Source organism: Methylobacterium komagatae (genome assembly GCF_042661665.1).
Classification (GTDB): domain Bacteria; phylum Pseudomonadota; class Alphaproteobacteria; order Rhizobiales; family Beijerinckiaceae; genus Methylobacterium; species Methylobacterium komagatae.
On the sequence record NZ_JBHSWN010000001.1, the window covers coordinates 139,457 to 160,239 of the forward strand.

Genomic DNA, 20,783 nt, shown 5'->3' on the forward strand with positions numbered 1-20,783 from the left:
CGGCGGCACTACGTATTCGCGTGTGCCGTTCCTTGGTGAGATGTGGTTCGAGAGACACGCCGTAGTCCATGGTCGTTGGTGGGCCGACTACCTATTCGAGGGCAGCTCCATCCAGCTGTTCTTCGGTAAGCGACGCCTGGTGCTTGACCCATCACTGTTTATGGCCATCCGCAGGACACTCAAGGCGGTGCAGCTCCAGGCCATCTAACGCGCAGCTTCTCATTCACTAAACACAAATTCAGAGGTCATACTATGTCAAACAATGTAAGTATCGCTGGACTGTCTTTCGATCTCGATAACGGCGATGACGAGGTTGGATTACATCTTGCCGATGACTTGCGCCGAGTGGAAAAGCTCAGGAATTTGCCTCGTAGCGAGGGTGATGCTGGAATGAATGAGTTCTACAATGACCTGAAAGGGCTGAAGGCGCACGACATTGCAGACCTTTATCTCAGCCTTTTGGACAGAATAGTCGAACAGCGTCAGTCTGCCTAACGACACCTTCACGACTTCCAAACGGTCTCCTTCACAGGGGGCCGTTTCTGCGTTCAGCTACTCCGGTGGCCAATTTCAATTCTCGGCCGTTCTTGGCGACCACCTCCGTATCAGGAACGGCCACTAAGAGCTGGCCTTAGGTGGACCGAACGACGCCTGTGGGGCGCGCCTTGCAACGGTAAGCTCGACAATAGAGTTCGAGTTTAGCTCCCCATCAGGTACACCGCTCAGCACCATGACGACCGAACCGACCGTGTTGATTGCGATACCCGAGAGCGTCCTGAACGCCGTGGGTGAGGCGCTGGAGCGGTACGACGAGGCCATGAAGAGCAGAATGGACCTCCACCGCGATGCCGCTGACCGAGCCGCATGGGCTCTGGAGCATTACCGCCGAGCACGCTTCGGTGAAGTGGTGGATGAGGTTCGCCACCGCCTGCGGGACATGGACGGACTGTCAGCCGCGACCAAGGCGGGAATGCGGGCTCACATCAGCCGGTGGCAAGAAGCCATGCCCAGATCCAAGAAGAATGTCGAAGCCTGGACTGCTCACAAGGTCGCGCGGAAGCAAGCACGTGACGCCGCAGAGAAGAAGCATGGCCAGAGACGCAGATCGAGAGTGGTGGCCTCGCGTTGACGAATAGTTCTCGATCTGCCTTACGCCTTTGGCCGGTCCCGCTTATCTATAGCGGCAACAACGCTCTCTGGAAGAGCAGCGTATAGCGCGGCGATCTTCTTTGGTTGGGTTATCATTCGATCCGCGATTGCGTTAAGCAACGTAAACAAAGCCGCGACAGTATCTGGCTGATCCTCCAGAATTATTTCACCTGGGTGAACGGCGTTGTTGCCAACTACGCGAACAACATCTAGGGCCTGTTGTATCTCAACTGGCAGGCCCTTCTTCACGAGTTCAGCGATGTCAGCATTTATGTTTTTACCACTCTCACCAAGCTGCTTGCATAACTGCTGAACACATAGACGCAGTAAGGCGGCAGCACCCTTTGGACTAAGCTGCTCAATAGACGCAGCCTCCGCGTAGTTTCTCTTTATGTCTTCATCTAAATCAACGTTCGCGGGCGGTGCGTTGTATGATTGGGGCTGAATGAGCTTAGCGTCCAACCAATAGGCGACCTCCCTACAGTGAGCGCATCGTGATACATCCAGTGTATCACAGTCAATTGTTGCGAAATTCGTTTTGATCGCTCGCACAGTGTACCAGATTTGTGCTGCATATGCTCTACAATGTGGACAATTGAACTGCGCAGCGCCCAAGGACGGCGGCGCGAGCTGGAGCAGGCCAAGCCCGCCCTTCCGAACTTCGCCAACCCCGCCGAGGCCGCCCGCGCTTGGGCCGAACGCTACGAGGGTGAGCTGCGTGCGGCGATCATAGACCGCTGGGCCGAGCTGGAGGCGAAGGCTGCTGTCCCCCCCTCAGGGGGTGTCAAGCCAATCAACGACCGCATCCTCAATTTCTCGGACGGAAGTGGTTGGTGTGCCATCTCTTACGTCATCTACGATGGAACGCTTAACTGCTCCCCCACCGACCTCACGCCGGAACGTTGGCCCCTCCGAGATCACAACATTCATGTAGCTTTCGTCCGGCTTGGTTATAGTTATCGTCCTGTAACGCTGTGTTACAGTAGCTTTACCCGTATTGGTGGCATAACTTTCGATGCCTTGGTAGAATTGAATGGCAGTATCATCCGTTTTTTCTTGGATTTCTTTCAACCTCTTCGCTTCAGCAGCCTTCTCTTTTACCCTACGCTCAACGGCTTGGTAAAAATTGAACATGGCCATACTCCCTAACACGGGCCTCATCGAGGTAAAGGCATCCTCTCGATGGCCTCTTTCATCGTCTCAAGCGTCACCGTCCCATACGCCTTGGCCACACTGTCAGCGGCGTGTCCAACGATGGCGTCCGCAACGCTATCATTGATCCTAGCCGCACGAGCTAGTGTCTTAAAGCGGTGTCTCCAGGCATGGGACGGGTCCTTCCGGTGCGCCCTACCGACCTCCAACCCAAGCCCCTGAACCCACGCCGCAACGTTCTTCGCAACGATCTTGTGCGGGGGCTTCTTCGCGTCAGCCTTGCGGCGCGTAGGGTTGAAGAAAAGCGGCCCTTTAGCTGCGCCGGTAAAGGCCAGGAAGCCCGCCTCGATGAGCGCCGGGTGGATGGGCACCACCCTCTCGGAACCCAGGTTCTTGAGCGACCCCGCCTCAGCTGTGATGCGTAGGGCGTGGATGCCATCCTGCACGACCACATCCTCAGCCCGAAGTTGTGCCATCTCCCCTACCCTGGCGCCTGTGGCGGCACAGAGCAGCGGTATCCATCTGATGGCTGGACGTGTCTCCCTCGATGCCGCCTTTAGGATCGCTTCGGCCTCTGCGTCAGTGAACCCCAACATCCGCTCATCGGGGCGCTTCCGGTGCGCGACAGCGACCCCCGCCGCTGGATTGGTGGCAACGTGGACGTTCTTGACGCCCCACTCGAAAGCGACCCTTAGAGCCGCGAGCTTGGCATCATTGATCGTCTTCGGGGCACCACCAGCGGCAACAAGGCTGTCCTTCCATCGAACGACATCGGCCTTGCTCACCTGTCCCGCATCGTCCTTGCCCATGAAGCCGATGAAGGTCTCACAATGCTTCCGCCACTGGTCCACGGTGCTTTGGGCGGGACGCCGCTCCTTGGCGTATCCGTCGAACAGGGTCAGGAGGCTGACGCCTTTCTCTCCCGTCTTCATCTCCGGGAAGCTGGGGAAGCGTCCTGCCTGAGGGTCGGGGGTGTAGTCCCCTTCGGCACGCTTCATGAGGACGAGGTTGGCTTGCCGAAGAGCGGTCAGCACTTGCTCGTTCAGTCTGACGCGGCTGTCGTGATCGATCACGAGGCTACGGCGGCTTAGGAAGCTGTCGGAGAAGCCCCCTACCCTCTCCTCGATGCTTCTGATGCGTCGGTCCTCATCGGAGAGGATCATCAATGCAGCGCGACCGTACTGACCCATCTCAGCGCGAGCGTTGTCAGCCTCGATCCGTGCCCACTTCGCGGCTTCGCCCGGATCATCCTCAAGGGTCTCGGCAAGCGCCCGGTAGACCTCGCCCGCAATCGCAAGCGTCTCCTTGTGCGAGAGCCTTCGCGGCCCTTCACGCACTGAACGCCACACCGCTTCGAGGTAGGCCACTGCCTGCGCTTGGCGTGCCTTGGCTTCCTGCGGATCGTTGGTGCGGAGGGAGACGCGAACGTCCTTGTCCCTGGCCGAGATGACCTTGTGAACGGAGGTGTCGCCTAAGGGGATCGTCAGCGACAAGCCGATCACCTTACCGAGAATGTCGGCCGGGATACGTTGCACAAGCTGATGATTGGAGGTGCCCTTACGCTTCATCGGCCGGGGCATCTGGAGGGTCATGTTGAACACGCCTGTTGAACAGACGGTGCTCGCTTAAACCCTTGATCGTAGGATACTTATTGCGGATCAGCGATTAAGGCCGCTGATGGTGCCCAGGAAAGGACTCGAACCTTCACCTCTTGCGAGACTGGTACCTGAAACCAGCGCGTCTACCAATTCCGCCACCTGGGCTCGCCGGCGGCCTTGGCCGTCGACGGGGTTCGTTTAGGCGGCGCGGGGGCCTGCGTCAATCGCGATTCCACCGCGCCGCGTTTTTCTTTGCGTCAGCCCTGCGGCCACTCGCGGATATCCACGAAACGACCCGCCACAGCCGCCGCCGCCGCCATGGCAGGAGAGACGAGGTGCGTGCGGCCCTTCGGACCCTGGCGGCCCTCGAAGTTGCGGTTCGAAGTCGACGCGCAGCGCTCGCCCGGCCGCAGCTTGTCCGGGTTCATTCCCAGGCACATCGAGCAGCCCGGCTCACGCCAATCGAAGCCCGCAGCCTTCAGGATCTTGTCCAGCCCCTCGGCCTCGGCCTGGGCCTTCACCAGACCCGAGCCGGGCACGATCATGGCCGAGACGCTTTGGTGCACCTTGCGATCGCCGACCACGCGGGCCACCTCGCGCAGATCCTCGATTCGCCCGTTGGTGCAGGAGCCGATGAACACCCGGTCGAGGGCGATGTCGGTGATCCGGGTGCCGGGCGTCAGGCCCATATAGGCCAGCGCCTTCTCCTTGGATTGCCGCTTGTTCTCGTCCGAAATCTCGGACGGGTCGGGGATGCGGCCCTGAATCGAGATCACGTCCTCGGGGCTCGTGCCCCGCTCGACGATCGGCGGCAGGTTGGCGGCATCGAGCCGGATCTCGCGGTCGAAATGTGCGCCCTCATCGCTGACGAGGCTCGCCCAGTAGGCCCGCGCCTTCTCGAACGCCTCGCCCTTCGGCGCCTTCGGCCGGTCTTTCACGTAGGCGAAGGTGATCTCGTCCGGGGCGACCATGCCAGCGCGGGCACCGCCCTCGATGGACATGTTGCAGATGGTCATCCGGCCCTCCATCGAGAGGGCACGGATCGCCTCGCCGGCATATTCCATCACGTGGCCGGTGCCGCCCGCGGTGCCGATCTCGCCGATGATGGCGAGGATGATGTCCTTCGCGGTCACCCCCGGCGGCAGCTTGCCGTCGACGGTGATGCGCATGTTCTTGGCCTTCTTCTGGATCAGCGTCTGCGTGGCGAGGACGTGCTCCACCTCGGACGTGCCGATGCCGTGCGCCAGCGCGCCGAAGGCGCCGTGTGTCGAAGTGTGGGAATCGCCGCACACGATTGTCTGGCCCGGCAAGGTGAAGCCCTGCTCCGGCCCGATAATGTGGACGATGCCCTGGCGGCGATCCAGTGCATCGTAGAACTCGATGCCGAAATCGCGCACGTTCTCGGCCAGAGCCTCCAGCTGCGTGCGGCTCTCGGGATCGTCGATGCCCTGGGAGCGGTCCGTGGTCTGGACGTTATGGTCCACCACGGCCAGCGTCTTGCCCGGCGCACGCACCTTGCGGCCCGCGACGCGAAGCCCCTCGAAAGCCTGGGGGCTTGTCACCTCGTGGACGAGGTGACGGTCGATGTAGAGGAGGCTCGTGCCGTCCGGCTGGACATCGACGACATGGTCGTCCCAGATCTTGTCGTAGAGGGTGCGTGGGCTGGTCATGGTCTTGCTGTCTTCGGAGATGGCCTCGGTTCAGCGCTGTCGCTTCTGCCCGAGACTCCTTAGTAAGGTTCGGCGGCCGATTTCGAAAGAGGCAGCGCATGCGCAGCTAGCCTCTCCGGGGCGCCTGGGCGTATGGCCTTCCTGCGCTGGTCGATCGGCAGCGCGAACTTGTGACGAGGCCCGCACGACATGACCGGAGCAGAGCCCGCCGACATCCTGCTCCTGCGCGGGATGCACCCCTTGATCGAGCGCACGCTCGACAGCCGCTTCACAGTCCATCGCCTTGAAGGCGCCGCCGATCCCGATGCCTTGCTGAGCAAGGTCGGGCCCCGCATCCGCGGCCTCTGCGTCGGGGGAGCGGTGGACGGAGCCCTGATGGACCGGCTCCCCGCCCTCGAACTCATCGCGAATTTCGGCGTCGGCTATGATGCGGTGGACGCGAAGGCCGCCGCGCAACGCGACATCATCGTGACGAACACGCCTGACGTGCTGACGGACGAGGTCGCGGATCTCGCGATCGGCCTCGTCCTCGCGACGATCCGCCGCTTGCCGCAGGCCGACCGCTACCTCCGCGAAGGCCACTGGCCGAAGGCGCCCTTCCCGCTCACCCCCTCGCTCCGCGGGCGGCGGGTCGGCATCCTCGGGCTGGGCCGGATCGGGCGCGCCATCGCCAAGCGGCTCGAAGGCTTCGAGGTCCAGATCGATTACTATGGCCGCAACCGGCAGACGGACGTCGCCTACACTTATCACGACAGCCCCGTGGGCCTCGCTCGGGCGGTCCATGTGCTGATCGTCGTGGCGCCGGGCGGGCCGCAGACGAAGGGTCTCGTCGATGCCGCCGTGCTGGAGGCGCTTGGTCCGGAGGGCATCTTGGTCAACGTGGCGCGCGGCAGCGTCGTCGATGAGGCGGCTCTCATTGAAGCCTTGCGCACGGGGACAATCCTTGGCGCAGGGCTCGATGTCTTCGAAAACGAACCGCATGTGCCCGCCGGGCTGATCGCCCAGGACAACACGGTGCTGCTGCCGCATGTCGGCTCGGCCTCCGAGCATACGCGCAATGCGATGGCGCAACTTGTGGTCGATAACGTCCTATCCTGGTTCGAGGGGCGCGGGCCGATCACACCCGTGGCCGAAACGCCGTGGAGCGAACGGACGTGAGGTCTGTCAGTCGAGCTGCCCTCGCTGCCGCGCTGGCGCTCGCCTCCGTGACGGTCTCGGCGCAGGATGGTGCGAGCCCCGCCCTCGGCTTCTCGCAGGACTTACCGCCGCAGCCTGAATTCAGGCCTTCCACGTCAGCCGACCCGGCCCCCGCGCCGCAGCCGCCGCTCACCCCGGCGATGCCCGCCTTCCCGGAGGATACGCTGCCGACCAAGGTGTCCGAGGTGCCGGGCACGTGGGATCTGTCCCGCGACGGCACGAACCGGCGCTGCGTGATGACGCTGCTGCGCGACAAAGGCACAGCTGGCCAGAAGGTGAACTTCCCCGCAGGTTGTCGCCGCGCCCTCCCCTTCATGGGCAACGTCGCGGGCTGGCTCTATTCCGAGGATGCGGTGCGGCTGGTGGATGCCAATGTCCGCCCGGTGCTGCCGTTCAAACGGCGTCCCGACCGGCGCAGCTATGCCGCCACGGAGAATGGTGAGACCTACAGCCTCGTGCCGCTCGACATCGCGGCGATGCGCCCGCCGGGCGCGGAGCCGCCCCCGGCCGAGACGGCGGCGGTGGTCGCGGCGGTACCCTCCCCGATGACGATGGCCGCTCCGCCCGCGGTCGAGCCGGTCGTCGCGCCGAACCCCGTCCTGGCCCAACAGGCCGGAACCTACCGGATCGATCGGCTGCGCCAGCAGGGGACGTGCCGCCTGGGCCTCGCGGCGGACGGCACGGTACGTCTGCTACCGGGCTGCCGGGATGAAGGCATGGAGGTCTTCAATCCGGTAAGCTGGCGCTTCGCCGATGGCCGTATGACCATGGTGGCCAAGCGCGGCCACAGCATCGATTTCGTCCCGAATGGAGACGGCGGCTGGCGGCGCGATCCCGAAACGGGCGTCACCCTGGTTCTGCGCAGGGCGACGCCTTGAGGCGTCTTAGCGACCGCCGCGACCGTCCTGTACCGGGAGCATGCGCTCAAGCAGGCCATCGCGGCGGATGACGAGATGCCAGACGGTGCCTGCAATGTGCAGGGCCACGAGCAGGTAGACCGCGAACTGGCCGAACACGTGCACGGCCTGGAAGGTCTTGGCCAAGGCTTCGTTCTTCTCGAAGCCCGGAACGATGAAGAGCCAGAAATACGGCGTCGAGCGGCCCGAAAGGGCGCTGAGCAGATAACCGCTGACCGGCATGATCAGGAAGATCGCGTAGAGCAGCCAGTGGTTTATGCGGGCGATGACTTCCAGGGCCTTGGGCGCCTGGGGATCGGCCGGAGCCGGGCGGATCATCCGCCAGATGATGCGCACGGCCACCAACGCGAAGATGGTCAGCCCAACCGACTTGTGCAGCACGAACATCGTGCCCTTGAGCTCGCTGTTCGGCAGGCTGATCGCGACCCAGGCGAGCGGCAGAACGGCGAAGATGAACAGGGCACTCAGCCAGTGCAGGGCCTGTGAGAGAGGATTGTAACGTGGCAGGCCCGAGGCCGTCGTGTAAGTCGCCGGCAAGGGAGGAACGGCCGACCGACCGGACGACAACGGGGATGCGGACATGCGACCTCTCTCGCGTTCGGGGCCGGGATCCGGCTGTGTATCGGTCTTAACCTGCGGACGTTTCAAAGCCGTGTCGCGAGGAATCCGCCGCGGCACCCGCGCGGGCGACATCGATCAGGGCCGAGAGTTCGGCTGCCGCTGACGAGATCCGTGCGGCAATGGCGGGATCGGTGACGGCATCATGGGTGATGCAGTCAGGTCCGGCGTAGACCGAGGTCGGCGCCACATGGGCGGCGAAGAAGCCGAACAGCGGCCGCATGGAATGCTCGACCACCAGCGAATGGCGAAGGCCACCCCCGTCGCCGTCAGCACCACCGGGCGCCCGGCAAGCTTTGCGGGCTCGATGAAGTCGAAAACGTGCTTGAACAGACCGGCATAGCCGCCCTGATAGACCGGCGTTCCGAGGATCAGCGCGTCCGCCTTCTCGACGGCATCCACCAGCCTCGCGGCGGGTAGGGTCAGCTCGCTTCGCTGCGTTGCGCCGAGGCCGGGACCGGCATCGAGGAGATCGTAGACCCGCAGGTCGATCCGGCGCAGGCGGGCGAGCTCTGCCGCCACGGCTTCAACGAGGAAGCGCGACCGTGCGGGGCGCTTGGCGCTGGCGGCGAAGGCGACGACGCGGGGAATGCGCGGCGTGAGTGTCACGTTGGTACACCTTTGGGTCAGGTGGGGCTTCGAGCGCAAGGTTCGGGCCGCAATGCTGAAGTAGTGCGCTCTCGCCGCTTTACGAAGTGTGGCAGGTCAGTCCTTCAACCGCCAGACATGGCTACGCTTGACCTCGGCATCCTCCAGGCTGCGCATCACCGGCACGGTGTAGGTGCCTAGGCAGTCGAGCTTGTCCTTCGGCAAATAGGTGCGCCCGGGATCGCCGATCAGCACATCGCGGCCCGCGCGCCGGAGACCCGTCAGCCAGTCCGTGACCGACGCAGCGAGATCCATCTCGTAGAACACGTCGGCCGCGAGCACGAGATCGGCGTCGAAGGCCGCACCGATCAGGTTCGCCTGTGTCGGCGCGATGAGACCCGCGACGCCGTTCGCCTCCGCGTTGAGACGGATCGCGTGCAGGGCGAAGCCATCGAGGTCGCTGGCGAGCACGTGGGCCGCGCCTGCCTTCGCCGCAGCGATGGCGCAGAGGCCGGAACCCGAGGCGAAATCGACCACGCGTTTGCCCGCGACTAAGCTCGGATTGTCGAGGATGTAACGCGCCAGCGCCTGCCCGCCTGCCCAGGCGAAGGCCCAGAAGGGCGGCGGAAGGCCGATCTCCTGCAACTCCTCCTCCGTCCGTTGCCAGAGCCCGTCGCCTCGTCGGCGACATGGAGGTGGATCTCCGGCGCGTGAGGCACCGGCAGCAGGCGGGTGTTGGCCCGGATGAAGCCTTCGGGATCGTCGGGGGGCGCATCGTCATTCGTCCAGCAGGTCTCGCCACAGGCGGCAGGTCGCGTCCGTGACGGCGGCCTCTGTGAAGCCGCCGGTCTCGATCCTGGAACGGGCTGCCTCGCCCAGGCGTGCCACCAGGGCGGGATCGGCGGCGAGCCGGGTGAGGGCTTCTGCAAGCGCGGACGCATCGCCGGGAGGCACGAGGAGACCTTCGATGCCGTCCCGCACCAGGGCGCGGCACCCCGGCACATCGGTGGTGAGGCAGGCCCGGCCGCAGGAAGCGGCTTCCAGCAGGCTGCGCGGCAGGCCTTCACCGCCGCGCGAGGGCAAGCAGGCGACATGGTGCCTGGCCCAGACCGAGGGGACATCCTGCGTCGCCCCGTGCCAGACGATTCCCTCGTTGCTCCATTCCCGAAGGGTCGATTCCGGGATCGCACGCCGGTTGCCGGAATCGGGGGCGCCATAGAGCGACAACTCGACCGCTGCCCCATTCCGGCGGGCGAGGCGCACCGCCTCGACGGCGATATCGACGCCCTTCGACCAGAGCATCCGCGCGACGAGGGCGACGCGGAGCGGCGGCTGCGCCGGGAGCGGCTGTGGCCCATAGTACGCCGAGTCGATTCCGGCCCCGCCGACGATCGTCACCGTGCGGTCGGACGGGTCGAGGCCGAGGGCCAAGGCGTCATCTGGGTTCTCGAACAGGAAGCGCGTGCGGCGCGAGGCCAGCGGCCCCCGGATCAGGGCCCGCAAGGCGAAACGCCCGGTTCGGCCGATCTGGTCCTGCCGGGCGCCGATGAGGCCGAGGCCAGTCACGGCGAAGACGCGAGCCGAGATGCCTGCCATCGCCGCCGCCGTGCCACCGACCAGGATCGAGCGCAGGGCGATACAGTGGACGATGTCCGGTTTCAGCGCCTTTAGGATCGCGGCGAGTTGTCCCGCTGCGTAGCCCGCGGCCATCGGGTTGAGGCTCGACCGCTCGGCCTCGAAGGGCACGACCCGCGCGCCCGTCGCGGCGATGATGTCGGCATGGTCACGCACTCGGGCGACCACGCTGACCTCGAGGCCCATCGCCACCGCTGCCCGCGCCATGGGCAGGAAGTGAGAGGCGAAGAACCAGTCCTCGGTCGCGATGAAGACGAGGCGGCGGGGCGAATCGGGTTTCTCCATCGGGCGGTCCTGCACCGGCGGGGCGGGAAACGAAAGCGGCAACCGCCCTCTCCCCGGAACGCGTCATCGCCGTTCAAGTTGTCGGAGGCCGGGCCTCTCGTCCCGGCACAGGGAGGTTTAAGACGATGGCCGCGGTCAAAAGCGCCGTGCGCGGCGGCGAGTTGAAGAACGCCGCCGTAGAAGCGGGGCTGATCTATATCGATGACAGCCGCCCCGGCCTCACGCGCCGAAAGAGCGGCAAGGGCTTCAGCTACCGCGATCCGAAGGGGTCACCGGTGCGTGATGCAGCGACGCTTGAGCGCATCAAGAAGCTCGCCATCCCACCGGCCTATGTCGACGTGTGGATCTGTCCCCGCCGGAACGGCCATATCCAGGCCACGGGACGCGATGCGAAGGGCCGCAAGCAGTACCGCTACCACCCGGATTTCCGGCAGGCGCGGGAAGCCGACAAGTTTTCGCGGATCATGAACTTTGCCGATGCCCTGCCGAAGATCCGCGACCGGATCGATGCCGACATGCGGCGCCGGGGTCTGCCGCGCGAGAAGGTTCTCGCCACCGTCGTGCACCTGCTGGAAACGACGCTGATCCGGGTCGGCAACGACGATTACGCCCGTACCAACCGCAGCTACGGCCTCACCACGCTACGTGACCCGCATGTGAAGGTGTCGGGCTCGGAACTGACCTTCAAGTTCAAGGGTAAGAGCGGCAAGGAGTGGAACGTTTCGCTCAAGGACAAGCGGGTCGCCCGCATCGTGAAGGCGTGCCAGGACCTGCCGGGCCAGGAACTGTTCCAATACGTCGATGAGGAGGGAATCCAGCGGGACGTCACTTCCTCGGACGTGAACGCGTATCTGCGCGAGATCACGGGCGAGGATTACACGGCCAAAGATTTCCGCACCTGGGCAGGCACGGTGCTGGCGGCCCTGGCGTTGCGCGCCTTCGAGGCATTCGACAGCGAGGCCGGAGCCAAGCGCAACGTGCGGACGGCCATTGAGGACGTCGCCCAGCGCCTCGGCAACACGCCGACCATCTGCCGCAAATGCTACATCCATCCCGAGGTGCTGGATTGCTACCTTGAGGGGGCATTACTCGATCAGATGCGCGGCGCCGTAGAGAACGAGCCACCGAGAATCCCGGCCAACTGCGGGCCGAGGAGGCAGCGGTGCTCGGGCTGCTGCAATCACGCCTTGCCCGTGTTCGCAAGGACATGAAGGACAAGGCCAGCGCCAACCGCAAGAAGAGCGCGAACAAGACCAGCGGTCGTCACAAACGGCGTTCGGCGGCCGAAGCCGCCTGAACGCTTGTCAGTGGCGGGAGGAGTGATCTTCCTGCTGCGAGGAGCGCGACTCGCTCGTGCGGCGCACCGGCTCGGCATCGACCACGGGGGACAGGCCGAGTTGGCGGGCCAGCGAGACCAGATCCTTCAGACGACCGGTCTGGGTCTTGCGCCGCAGGTTGAGGCGGTGGGTCTCCACCGTGCGCACGCTGAGTGCCAGACGCCGGGCCACTTCCTTGTTGCTGAAGCCAGCGCTCAAGAAGCGCAGCACCTCGGCCTCGCGCGGCGTCAGGCCCTGCCCATCCATCACTTCGGCCGCCGGAACCGGCTCCATCCGCACGAGGCAGTCGGCCCCTTCGGCCAGGGCCACCATGGCGGCGCCGAGATCACGCGGGGACTTCGAGCGCGCCACGAAGGCATCGGCTCCCGCTGCGAGGACAGCGCGCAGGTCGTCGGCGGTGAGAGCCTTGAACGACACGAGCACGCGCAACGACGGCTGACGCTCCTTCAGATCGACAATCCGCGCGATGCCATCGGCCAGGCGAACCTCGTCGAGGAAGACCAGCGCAACGGCGGGGCCTCCGCCGACCGCTAAGTCGTCTTCCCCGATGGTGGAGAATTCCGGCATGTGTTCAAGGCTCGCGCGCACGGTCGCGCTCAGATCCTCCGGCTCATCCAAGATGAGAACGCCGATCGGCGTGGTCATGGTTCTCGAACCCTCGAATTCCCTGGCCGGGACATTCCAGCCAAGTCGTACGAAGTAGCTCCAAGAACCGTTCCACCCCGAAAGCCCGGAAATTAATGATTACTGGGCTGATTTGGGGGCGTTTTGCGGGGGTCTCGTCTCGCCGCGTGTTTCGAAAAGAGATTGCATAAAATTGTAATTATTTTCGCGCGCCGTTACGAGACGCTATGGCGTGCCGAACCGGTTAAGAGGTCTGGCTTGGTCTCGACCATCACGCGATTTCGGCCTGCGGCCTTCGCGGCATAGAGCGCGACGTCGGCGCGCTTCAGCAAGGCGGCGACCGAATCTTCGCCCGACCACGTTGAGACGCCGAAGCTGCAGGTGAGCCCCACCGTCGCGTCGCCACAGGGCACGCGCAACGCGCGCACACGGACTCGCAGCCCTTCCGCGTGGAAGATCGCCGAGTCTAGATCGCGCTCGGGCAGGAAGATTCCGAACTCCTCGCCACCCAGACGTCCGACGATGCCGTTCTCGTCGAGCAGCCGGGCCACGGCACAGATCGCGAGATCGCCGACATCGTGCCCGTACAGGTCGTTGATGCGCTTGAAGTGATCGATATCCACGAAGATCAGGGCGGGCGGGCGAAGGGTGAAACCGCGGGCGACGGCGGCGTCCATCCGCTCTCGGAAGGCACGCCGGTTCAACAGACCCGTCAATCCATCCGTGTCGGCGAGGCGGATCAACTCCTCCTGCAGCCGAGCCATACGTTCTGCGGCGCGCAGGCGAGCATGCAACTCCTCCGCGCGCGGAGGCTTTTCGATGAAGTCGTCGGCGCCGCTGTCCAGCGCTTCGGCGAGGTTGTGGACGCTGTTGGCGGAGGACATCGTGATGATGTGCATCGGTCGCCGGTCCTCGGCCCGCGAGCGCACCGCCCAGCACAGTTCGAGCCCGTTCATGGGCCGCACTTCCAGGCTGGTGATGAGCACGCTCACTTCCGGCGCGTGCGTCATGAACTCCAGGGCGGCGTCGGACTCCGTGAACTCATGAACGGTGTGCCCGCGCGCTTCGAGCAGGGACGCGATGATCCGGAGAACGACCTGGCTCGAGTCGACGACGACGATCTGCATTGCAGCCCCGGTTGAACCCGGGAGTCACGACAACTTAAATGAGTTAATCTGATGCGAACGGCCGATCGACAAGCGTTCACAACTCCGGATGGCCGGTATCTTGTCATTCGGGGGCGCCTATGGCGGTGCGCCAATCCGTCGCTGCCCGAACCGCGCCGGAAAGCCCTCGTCGCGGAGCTGATGGATGCACGCCGCGCCGTCGGGCAGGCCAAACGCGAAGAGGACGCGGACGCGATGAAAGCGGCCCGCGCCGCCGTCAATGACGCCAAGATCGCCCTCGGCGAACGCGGAGCGGTCTGGTGGGACGACGGGGCGCCCGACCTCAACCGTCACATGGCTCGCACGACCCCCTATGCCGACTGGTACGCCGAGATCAGCGGCGGGGAACGCTGACGTTGACGACCCGGACGTCGCCCGCCTCGTGTCCACCCCGGCCGCTCTTCCTGCCCGTGCCGGGATTGATGACCGTGAGCGTCGGGGCGCCGGTGGGCGGGGCTGCGATGCCGGAGACGGTCGGGACGCCGTAGGTGCCGTAGCTCCAGGGCGTCGGGACGATCTGGCTGGGCCGCGGCACACGCGTCAGCGGTGCGCCGATATACTCCCCAGCAATGAAGGGCTGCGCGAAGCCGCGTCCGTAGGACAGACGAGAGCTACCGACTTCGTAAGCCGGATACGGGCGACCATAATAGCCCTCCGCCGCCGCAGGCAGCGAGACGGGAATGGCCGCGAGGGCGGCGAGGATCGTGATCGAACGCAGACGCATCGTACGGGCTCCGGTGTCAGACCGGGAACGGGTCGCCCAAGATGTCGTTCCGATCCACCCGAACGCGCCAGCCGCGCGGACTGCGTACCTCGTCCTATCGGCAGGTCGCGATCTTGCGCACCACCCAGCCCTCGCCTTCGAGCCAGAGGCGTCGCCGCGTGTGGGTGCAGACCGGCTGAGATTCGTTCTCGATCACCGCGACCGGCCTGACCGACGAGGTCTCCTGTACGGCCGGTTGCTCAGCGGAAGCCGAGCGGGTCGAGCGCGCCTGAGCGGAGGCGACCCCAAGGCCGACGCAAACGGCGCCGAGGAAGAGCGAGCGAAACATGACGGTCCTGGGCAGGTGCAGTGATCGGCGCACGGCGCCTTCGTTAAGCGCCCGTCGACCCGATTTGGTTGCATGGCCAAGGTTGCAACTTCACGACGATTCGCGCCAGCCGGGAAAGCGCTCCACGGCTTAGACTTCCCCACCCGCGCACGGTAGGAGGTGCGATCACGGACGCGCAGGCGCCGAAAGGTTCATGACCAAGCCGAAGCCCCCGACGAACCCGCTGCTCTCCGCCGAGAAGCGCGGGGAGGATGCCGACCAGTCGATCCGTCCGCTGAGCCTGTCCGAGTTCATCGGCCAGCGCGCGGCGCGTGCGAACATGCAGATCTTCATCGAGGCGGCGCGCAAGACCGGCCAGGCGCTGGACCACGTCCTGTTCGTCGGCCCCCTGGCCTCGGCAAGACCACGCTCGCCCAGATCGTGGCCCGGGGCTCGGGGTGAATTTCCGCTCCACGTCCGGCCCGGTTATCGCCAAGGCGGGCGATCTCGCCGCGCAGCTCACGAACCTCGATGAACGCGACGTGCTGTTTATCGACGAGATCCACCGCCTGAACCCGGCGGTGGAGGAAATTCTCTATCCTGCCATGGAGGATTATCAACTCGATCTCATCATCGGCGAAGGCCCAGCGGCCCGATCGGTGAAGATCGAATTGCCGAAATTTACTCTGGTGGGGGCGACGACCCGCGCGGGCCTTCTCACGACGCCGCTGCGCGACCGCTTCGGCATCCCGATCCGGCTGGAATTCTACGAGATCGACGAGCTGGAAAAGATCGTCACCCGTGGAGCGCGAGTTCTCGGCCTCGGCATGTCACCCGAGGGTGCGAACGAGATCGCCAAGCGCGCACGCGGCACGCCGCGTATCGCCGGGCGGCTGCTGCGCCGGGTGCGCGACTTCGCCATCGTCGCCGAGGCGGAGACCGTGACGCGCGCCATCGCGGACAGGGCCTTGCAACTGCTCGACGTCGACGCCGCCGGGCTCGACGTGATGGACCGGAAGTACCTCACCCTCATCGCCACCTCGTTCGGTGGTGGGCCGGTAGGTATCGAGACGATCGGCGCCGCTCTGTCGGAGCCGCGGGACGCCATCGAGGATATCGTCGAGCCCTTCCTGATCCAGAAGGGTTTCGTGCAGCGCACGCCGCGCGGGCGCGTGCTGACCCCCACGCCTTCCGGCACATGGGCTTTGCGATCCCGCGCCGCGATCCCGCCTCGCAATTCGGTCTGTTCCAGGATGGCGAGGAGGCGTGACGCCGCAATAACATTGCGCGCCATGCATCACGCTCTGAACAGCATATCGCCTGCGACATAACGCAACGGTCAAGACAAGCTTGGCCGTTGAGCCGATTACGTAGCCTATCATCCCAATAAATCACTGCCATAGCTGGCTATTTGGCAGCCTTGCTGATCCGGACTGCGTAATCCCGGACTTCTTACAGCCACCGATGATCACGCGTTCGCGATGCAACAAGCGTGGAACAGCGGCCTGTCGCCTCGGTTGAGCGCCCGACCGGTCCTCACAGCGGGACCAGACGTCAGGCCCCGCCGGGCTGGTCTCGGCCCGGGCCTCCCCATCAACACAAGAGAGGGATTTCACCCACTCATGAAGAAGACCACGCTCGCCGCCCTCGGTTTCTCGGTCGCCGCTATTGCGACGCCGGCCATGGCCCAGGACGCCCTTCCGGTCCGCATCTTCCCGACCCCGGCCGACGCTGGCCCGGTCGCCACCACCTCGACCCCGGCCTTCCGCGCCGAGGCGCTCCGCTCGGATGCGGCCAGCATCGAGGCGAGCCGCATGGCCCTCGAGCGTTCGCGTAACCCGCGCGTCCGTTCCTACGCCAATCAGGTGATCGAGACGCGCCAGGCCACGACCAACGCGCTGCTGCCCGCCGGCACCTCTCTGAACCGCAACGGCACCGTCGTCTCTGACAACCAGGGCATCCGCACCGACCTAAGCAACCCGGCCGGTCTAATCCTCGCTCCGGTGACGATCGCCGCGAACATCGGCACGTCGATCGTCGGCGGCACCCTCGGCGCCGTGGGCCTCGTGGACAACAACCCGGCCGAGCCCGGTCGTCGCGTCGCCCTCGGCGAACGTGGTCAGGCCCGCCTCGCCCAGCTGCAGGCCGCGCCGAACGGCCGTGCCTTCGACCGGACCTTCATCCGTCAGCAGGCCCGCGCGGACGCCCAGACGCTGGCGCTCTATGACACCTACGCCAAGGGCGGCAATAACGCCCAGGGCCGTCAATTCGCCAACGAGGCGCTGCCCTACATCGCTCAGGAGCACGCCGAGTCCTCGACCCTGGCCGTCCGCTACGGCGGCTGATCCGGGTCGCATTTCGGCTCACGCGAAGGCCGTCCCCTCCCCCGGGGGCGGCCTTCGCCGCTTCTAGCTTCGGGCAATCGGTTGTAGACGCGGGCGCGATGCCACGGGCACGGCTTCGCGGACGGGATACGATGGACGAAGCGGGACACGCGCTGCCGCTGCGCGTTTATTACGAAGACACGGATTTCTCCGGCTTCGTCTACCACGCGAGCTACCTGCGCTTCATGGAGCGCGGCCGGACCGAGCTGCTGCGCGGCCTCGCGGGTGACCAATCCGATCTGCATCGCGAGGCACGCGGCCTCGTCTTCGTCGTTCGCAAGATGGCGATCGATTTCCGCAAGCCCGCCTATATGGACGACCAGCTCGTCGTACGGACCATGACGCGCGAGTTGCGCGGCGCCTCGATGACGCTCGCACAGGAGGTGCGGCGTGGCGAGGATATCCTCGTCGCCGCCGATGTCACTGTAGCCTGCGTCAGGGATGGCAGGGCCGTCCGTCTACCGGACAGCCTGCGCGCCCTGCTCACTCCAGATCAGTCCTGAAGCATCCGCTTCAGCAGCTCGACCTCATCGCCGAGCACGGTATCCTCGCCGATCTGCTTCTCGATCTTGCGCACGGCGTGCAGCACCGTGGTGTGATCGCGCCCGCCGAAGCGGCGGCCGATTTCGGGAAGCGAGCGCAGGGTCAGGACCTTCGAAAGGTACATGGCGATCTGGCGCGGCTTCACCACCGCCGCCGTCCGACGCTCCGACAGGATGTCGGACCGAGAGACGTTGTACCGGCTGGCCACCAGCTTCTGGATGTCCTCGATCTTGATCCGCTTCGGCTCGCGGTTCTTCACGAGGTCACGGATCGCGGTCTCGGCGGTCTCCACGGTCACGGCCGTACCGCTGAGCGTGGCATGGGCCAGCAGCCGGTTCACGGCACCTTCGAGATCACGGCCGTTCGCCGTGATCGAGCGGGCGACGTAGTTCACCACCTGCGGCGACACGTCGAAGCCCGGATGCGAGGTGCGCACGGCGGCAAGCCGGGCCGAGAGGATCGAGACGCGCAGCTGCTCGTCGAGGCTGCCGATCTCCACCACGAGACCGCCTGCGAGGCGCGAGCGAACCCGCTCCTCCAGTGCTTCGAGTTCAGTCGGCGGCCGGTCCGAGGCGACGACGACCTGACGACCGGCATCGATGAGCGCATTGATCGTGTGGCCGAACTCGGCCTGGATCGACTTGCCCTGGATGAACTGCACGTCATCGAGGATCAGCAGGTCGATACCGCGCAGGCGCTCCTTGTAGGCCAGTGCCGACTGCGTCTTAAGGGCGTTCACGAAGCCGTACATGAAGCGATCGGCGGTCAGGTAGATCACCCGGCGCCCGGCCTCACGGGCCGCATGGCCGATGCCGTGCAGCAGATGCGTCTTGCCGAGACCGACGCCCGCGTGAAGGTACAGCGGGTTATACAGGGCGCCCTCGCCTTGATGGCGGGCGATGCGCTCGGCGGCGGCATGGGCCAGTGCGTTCGAGCGCCCGACCACGAAGCTCGAGAAGGTCAGGCGGGCATCGAGCGGCGTGCCGTTGAAATCATTGCCCGTATCGGCCGTGGCCGAGGCAGCGGTGCGGGCCTGCTCCGGCACCGGTGCCACGGGGGCGATGGCCGCCGGGGTGCCCGAAGCGTGCAGCCGGGCGAGCGGACCGCTGGTCGGGCTGACCGGCTTCGGCGGAGTGACAGCCGGGCGAGCAGGCGCTGCCGTGCCGCGCACGCCGATCTCGATCCGGTCGACTTCCGGCGCCTCGGCACGGAAGGTAGTGAGCACCCGGTCGATGTAGTGGGATTCGATCCAGCTCTTGAGGAAGCGCGTGGGGACCGTGAGCCGGCCCGCACCGGACGCGACACCTTCGAGTTCGAGGCGGGCGAACCAGCTCGCGAACACGTCCTCACCGAGTTCGGCGCGCAGGCGGCGCTTCACGCGCGACCAGGCTGCACCGTAATCGGGAGTGACCGTCTCATGGGCGCCACCGTCCTGGGTGCGCCCCTCTTCGTCGCCGTTCGCCACTGTTCCGTCGACACGCATCACTGGCTCTCCCCACGTCGCCGACGAAAATCCGCCCGCGGCGCGTACGCACGCTTCACGCCCTCAGCGCCTCGCAACTACCGCGCGAGACTGATTCCATATGTCGAGTCAAGACTGACACGAGGAACTTTTGCCGATTGGAAGAGCCTATCAACAAAGACCTATGGTTCCCTTAACAGTGGGACTTGTGGGGACGGCGTGGATTCCCAACGGCAAGTGTTCCGGCGTAGCGTTCGGACAAGAGCTAGAGTCTTGCGCCGACACATGATTCGCGAGAGTCCCGGAATCAGCGTGTTTTGCTTTTGTCAGGTGACGTTTTGTTAAGCTACACGCGGCCAGTGAACTCCGCAATGCAGCAAATTCTGGAGGAGGGTTAACGGCTGGTATGCGGGCCGGAGAGCGTTGGTGCTCGATCCGGATCGACCGCACAGGGGCTCGGGGACAGCCGGAAAGCGGGCAACAAAAAGCCCGGCACAGGGCCGGGCTTCGAACCGTCAGACGGTGTGGAGTGCGATCAGGCCGCGAGGGCCTTCACGCGCGCGGCGAGGCGCGACACCTTCCGGGAGGCATTGTTCTTATGGACGATGCCCTTCTGGGCAGCGCGCATGATCTCCGGCTCGGCGCTCTGGAGGGCGGCCTGGGCGTCCTGCTGATTGCCGGAAGCGATCGCCTCCTCGACCTTGCGCACGAAGGTACGCATGCGGGAGCGGCGGGACTTGTTGATCGCCGTGCGCTTGGCGATCTTGCGGGTCATCTTCCTGGCCGAAGCGGTATTGGCCATGTAAGTCCTCGTGTTTCTCGTCGGGCGATGCCGACGGGCCGGCACGGCCGGGGATCGGTCAACGCATAAGGTTGTCAGGCGATGGCCGAGAGGATGCGCACGCGAAAGCGCGGCCTCACAGCGAAGCGCCTCCTATAGAGACGGCGGCACGCGGCGTCAACGCGGTAGAATGATGGGGATGGTCTCGAACTGCTCCGAACCCTCAAGTTCGCAGAACATTCGACAAGCGTGCAAAATCCTTGATATTATGCCTGCAATAAGATATAAGACCTATCAGTGAGTGCAGCATGGAAAGGCCGGACCGTGACACCCAACTCACCCCTACTGCACGAAGTGAACTCCTTACGCGGGTTAGTAGCGAGCCTCAACCTAGATCTAAAGCTTCTAAAGCTGGAATACGTCGTTCAATTTAAGTACTTACCCACTCAGCCCCGCGCACCAGCTGGACAACCAAATGGCGGTCAGTGGATTAATCAATCAGTTTCGTCACAGCCGCATCAAGACTATGTAAAAATAGCGGAAACATGCCAAGAGTATATATCCGAAAATTATCGTGGAAAAATTAATCGGGAGTTCCCAAAGCAGTTTCTGGACCGAGATGTCTCTGATCTCAAAGCCGCCGCTC

The 20,783-nt window shown here is 64.8% G+C and carries 19 protein-coding genes, 1 tRNA gene and 4 pseudogenes; 9 read left to right on the forward strand and 15 right to left on the reverse strand.

Going from position 1 to position 20,783, the window contains the following annotated elements; translation table 11 throughout:
• Positions 1-252: 252 nt before the first annotated feature.
• Both ACFQE0_RS00670 and ACFQE0_RS00675 read left to right on the forward strand, forming a co-directional pair.
• Positions 253-495, forward strand: a complete 243-nt coding sequence (locus ACFQE0_RS00670) for a hypothetical protein (RefSeq protein WP_378966112.1) — start codon at positions 253-255, stop codon at positions 493-495.
• A gap of 235 nt (positions 496-730) precedes the next feature.
• Positions 731-1,129: a hypothetical protein gene (locus tag ACFQE0_RS00675; RefSeq protein WP_378966115.1), complete on the forward strand. Its 399-nt coding sequence runs from the start codon at positions 731-733 to the stop codon at positions 1,127-1,129.
• A 20-nt stretch (positions 1,130-1,149) separates the two neighbouring features.
• Here ACFQE0_RS00675 and ACFQE0_RS00680 read toward each other — a convergent pair whose 3' ends face one another.
• The 5 genes from ACFQE0_RS00680 to leuC all read right to left on the reverse strand — a co-directional run bounded on the left by ACFQE0_RS00680 (position 1,150) and on the right by leuC (position 5,569).
• Positions 1,150-1,611 carry a DUF4145 domain-containing protein gene (locus ACFQE0_RS00680; protein WP_378966117.1) on the reverse strand — a complete coding sequence of 154 codons (462 nt, stop codon included), beginning with the start codon at positions 1,609-1,611 and terminating at the stop codon, positions 1,150-1,152.
• A gap of 312 nt (positions 1,612-1,923) precedes the next feature.
• Complete coding sequence (locus tag ACFQE0_RS00685; protein WP_378966119.1) at positions 1,924-2,283, reverse strand: hypothetical protein; 360 nt, start codon at positions 2,281-2,283, stop codon at positions 1,924-1,926.
• Between the two features lie 23 nt (positions 2,284-2,306).
• Positions 2,307-3,893, reverse strand: coding sequence for a tyrosine-type recombinase/integrase (locus ACFQE0_RS00690; protein WP_378966121.1), 1,587 nt, complete (start codon positions 3,891-3,893; stop codon positions 2,307-2,309).
• 86 nt (positions 3,894-3,979) lie between these two features.
• Positions 3,980-4,064 (reverse strand) — tRNA-Leu (locus ACFQE0_RS00695).
• A gap of 92 nt (positions 4,065-4,156) precedes the next feature.
• Entirely contained in the window at positions 4,157-5,569 is a 1,413-nt protein-coding gene (gene leuC / locus ACFQE0_RS00700) for a 3-isopropylmalate dehydratase large subunit (protein ID WP_378966123.1), read from the reverse strand.
• 189 nt (positions 5,570-5,758) lie between these two features.
• On the opposite strand from leuC, the gene ACFQE0_RS00705 reads away from it, so the two are divergent.
• Positions 5,759-6,727, forward strand: coding sequence for a 2-hydroxyacid dehydrogenase (locus ACFQE0_RS00705; RefSeq protein ID WP_378966125.1), 969 nt, complete (start codon positions 5,759-5,761; stop codon positions 6,725-6,727).
• Entirely contained in the window at positions 6,724-7,644 is a 921-nt protein-coding gene (locus ACFQE0_RS00710; protein WP_378966128.1) for an AprI/Inh family metalloprotease inhibitor, read from the forward strand. Before ACFQE0_RS00705 ends, ACFQE0_RS00710 begins: the two co-directional genes overlap by 4 nt.
• 6 nt (positions 7,645-7,650) lie before the next feature.
• On the opposite strand, the gene ACFQE0_RS00715 is transcribed toward ACFQE0_RS00710, so the two are convergent.
• From ACFQE0_RS00715 to ACFQE0_RS00730, 4 genes and pseudogenes are all read right to left on the reverse strand, one after another.
• A complete protein-coding gene (locus tag ACFQE0_RS00715; protein WP_378966130.1) occupies positions 7,651-8,220 on the reverse strand; it encodes a cytochrome b in 570 nt (189 codons plus the stop codon).
• A 91-nt stretch (positions 8,221-8,311) separates the two neighbouring features.
• Positions 8,312-8,910, reverse strand: a pseudogene (locus ACFQE0_RS00720) (NAD(P)H-dependent oxidoreductase).
• A 96-nt stretch (positions 8,911-9,006) separates the two neighbouring features.
• Positions 9,007-9,635 (reverse strand): annotated as a pseudogene (locus tag ACFQE0_RS00725) (class I SAM-dependent methyltransferase).
• Between the two features lie 31 nt (positions 9,636-9,666).
• Positions 9,667-10,809, reverse strand: a complete 1,143-nt coding sequence (locus tag ACFQE0_RS00730) for a glycosyltransferase family 4 protein (protein WP_378966133.1) — start codon at positions 10,807-10,809, stop codon at positions 9,667-9,669.
• A 125-nt stretch (positions 10,810-10,934) separates the two neighbouring features.
• Between ACFQE0_RS00730 and ACFQE0_RS00735 the strand changes: the two are divergent.
• Positions 10,935-12,008: pseudogene (locus ACFQE0_RS00735) on the forward strand (DNA topoisomerase IB); the annotation flags it as partial.
• Between the two features lie 105 nt (positions 12,009-12,113).
• Here ACFQE0_RS00735 and ACFQE0_RS00740 read toward each other — a convergent pair.
• Both ACFQE0_RS00740 and ACFQE0_RS00745 read right to left on the reverse strand, forming a co-directional pair.
• Entirely contained in the window at positions 12,114-12,791 is a 678-nt protein-coding gene (locus tag ACFQE0_RS00740; RefSeq protein ID WP_378966135.1) for a LuxR C-terminal-related transcriptional regulator, read from the reverse strand.
• A gap of 194 nt (positions 12,792-12,985) precedes the next feature.
• Complete coding sequence (locus tag ACFQE0_RS00745; RefSeq protein WP_378966137.1) at positions 12,986-13,897, reverse strand: GGDEF domain-containing response regulator; 912 nt, start codon at positions 13,895-13,897, stop codon at positions 12,986-12,988.
• A gap of 180 nt (positions 13,898-14,077) precedes the next feature.
• Here ACFQE0_RS00745 and ACFQE0_RS00750 point away from each other — a divergent pair, with 180 nt between their 5' ends.
• Positions 14,078-14,290 carry a hypothetical protein gene (locus ACFQE0_RS00750; RefSeq protein WP_378966139.1) on the forward strand — a complete coding sequence of 71 codons (213 nt, stop codon included), beginning with the start codon at positions 14,078-14,080 and terminating at the stop codon, positions 14,288-14,290.
• On the opposite strand, the gene ACFQE0_RS00755 is transcribed toward ACFQE0_RS00750, so the two are convergent.
• The gene (locus ACFQE0_RS00755; RefSeq protein WP_378966142.1) at positions 14,271-14,660 is read right to left on the reverse strand and encodes a hypothetical protein; all 390 of its coding nucleotides are present in this window, start codon (positions 14,658-14,660) and stop codon (positions 14,271-14,273) included. The two genes, ACFQE0_RS00750 and ACFQE0_RS00755, sit on opposite strands and share 20 nt — an antisense overlap.
• Positions 14,661-14,754: 94 nt before the next feature.
• Complete coding sequence (locus ACFQE0_RS00760) at positions 14,755-14,988, reverse strand: hypothetical protein (RefSeq protein WP_378966144.1); 234 nt, start codon at positions 14,986-14,988, stop codon at positions 14,755-14,757.
• Positions 14,989-15,181: 193 nt separating this feature from the next.
• On the opposite strand from ACFQE0_RS00760, the pseudogene ruvB reads away from it, so the two are divergent.
• From ruvB to ybgC, 3 genes and pseudogenes are all read left to right on the forward strand, one after another.
• A pseudogene (gene ruvB / locus ACFQE0_RS00765) lies at positions 15,182-16,237 on the forward strand (Holliday junction branch migration DNA helicase RuvB).
• A 352-nt stretch (positions 16,238-16,589) separates the two neighbouring features.
• Entirely contained in the window at positions 16,590-17,312 is a 723-nt protein-coding gene (locus ACFQE0_RS00770; protein WP_378966146.1) for a DUF4142 domain-containing protein, read from the forward strand.
• Positions 17,313-17,443: 131 nt separating this feature from the next.
• Positions 17,444-17,854: a tol-pal system-associated acyl-CoA thioesterase gene (gene ybgC / locus ACFQE0_RS00775; protein ID WP_378966149.1), complete on the forward strand. Its 411-nt coding sequence runs from the start codon at positions 17,444-17,446 to the stop codon at positions 17,852-17,854.
• On the opposite strand, the gene dnaA is transcribed toward ybgC, so the two are convergent.
• Together dnaA and rpsT are read right to left on the reverse strand one after the other, a co-directional pair.
• On the reverse strand, positions 17,845-19,377 hold the full coding sequence (gene dnaA / locus ACFQE0_RS00780) for a chromosomal replication initiator protein DnaA (RefSeq protein ID WP_378966153.1): 1,533 nt from the start codon (positions 19,375-19,377) through the stop codon (positions 17,845-17,847). The genes ybgC and dnaA overlap by 10 nt on opposite strands.
• A gap of 514 nt (positions 19,378-19,891) precedes the next feature.
• Positions 19,892-20,158 carry a 30S ribosomal protein S20 gene (gene rpsT / locus ACFQE0_RS00785; RefSeq protein WP_378966155.1) on the reverse strand — a complete coding sequence of 89 codons (267 nt, stop codon included), beginning with the start codon at positions 20,156-20,158 and terminating at the stop codon, positions 19,892-19,894.
• Positions 20,159-20,783 lie beyond the last annotated feature (625 nt).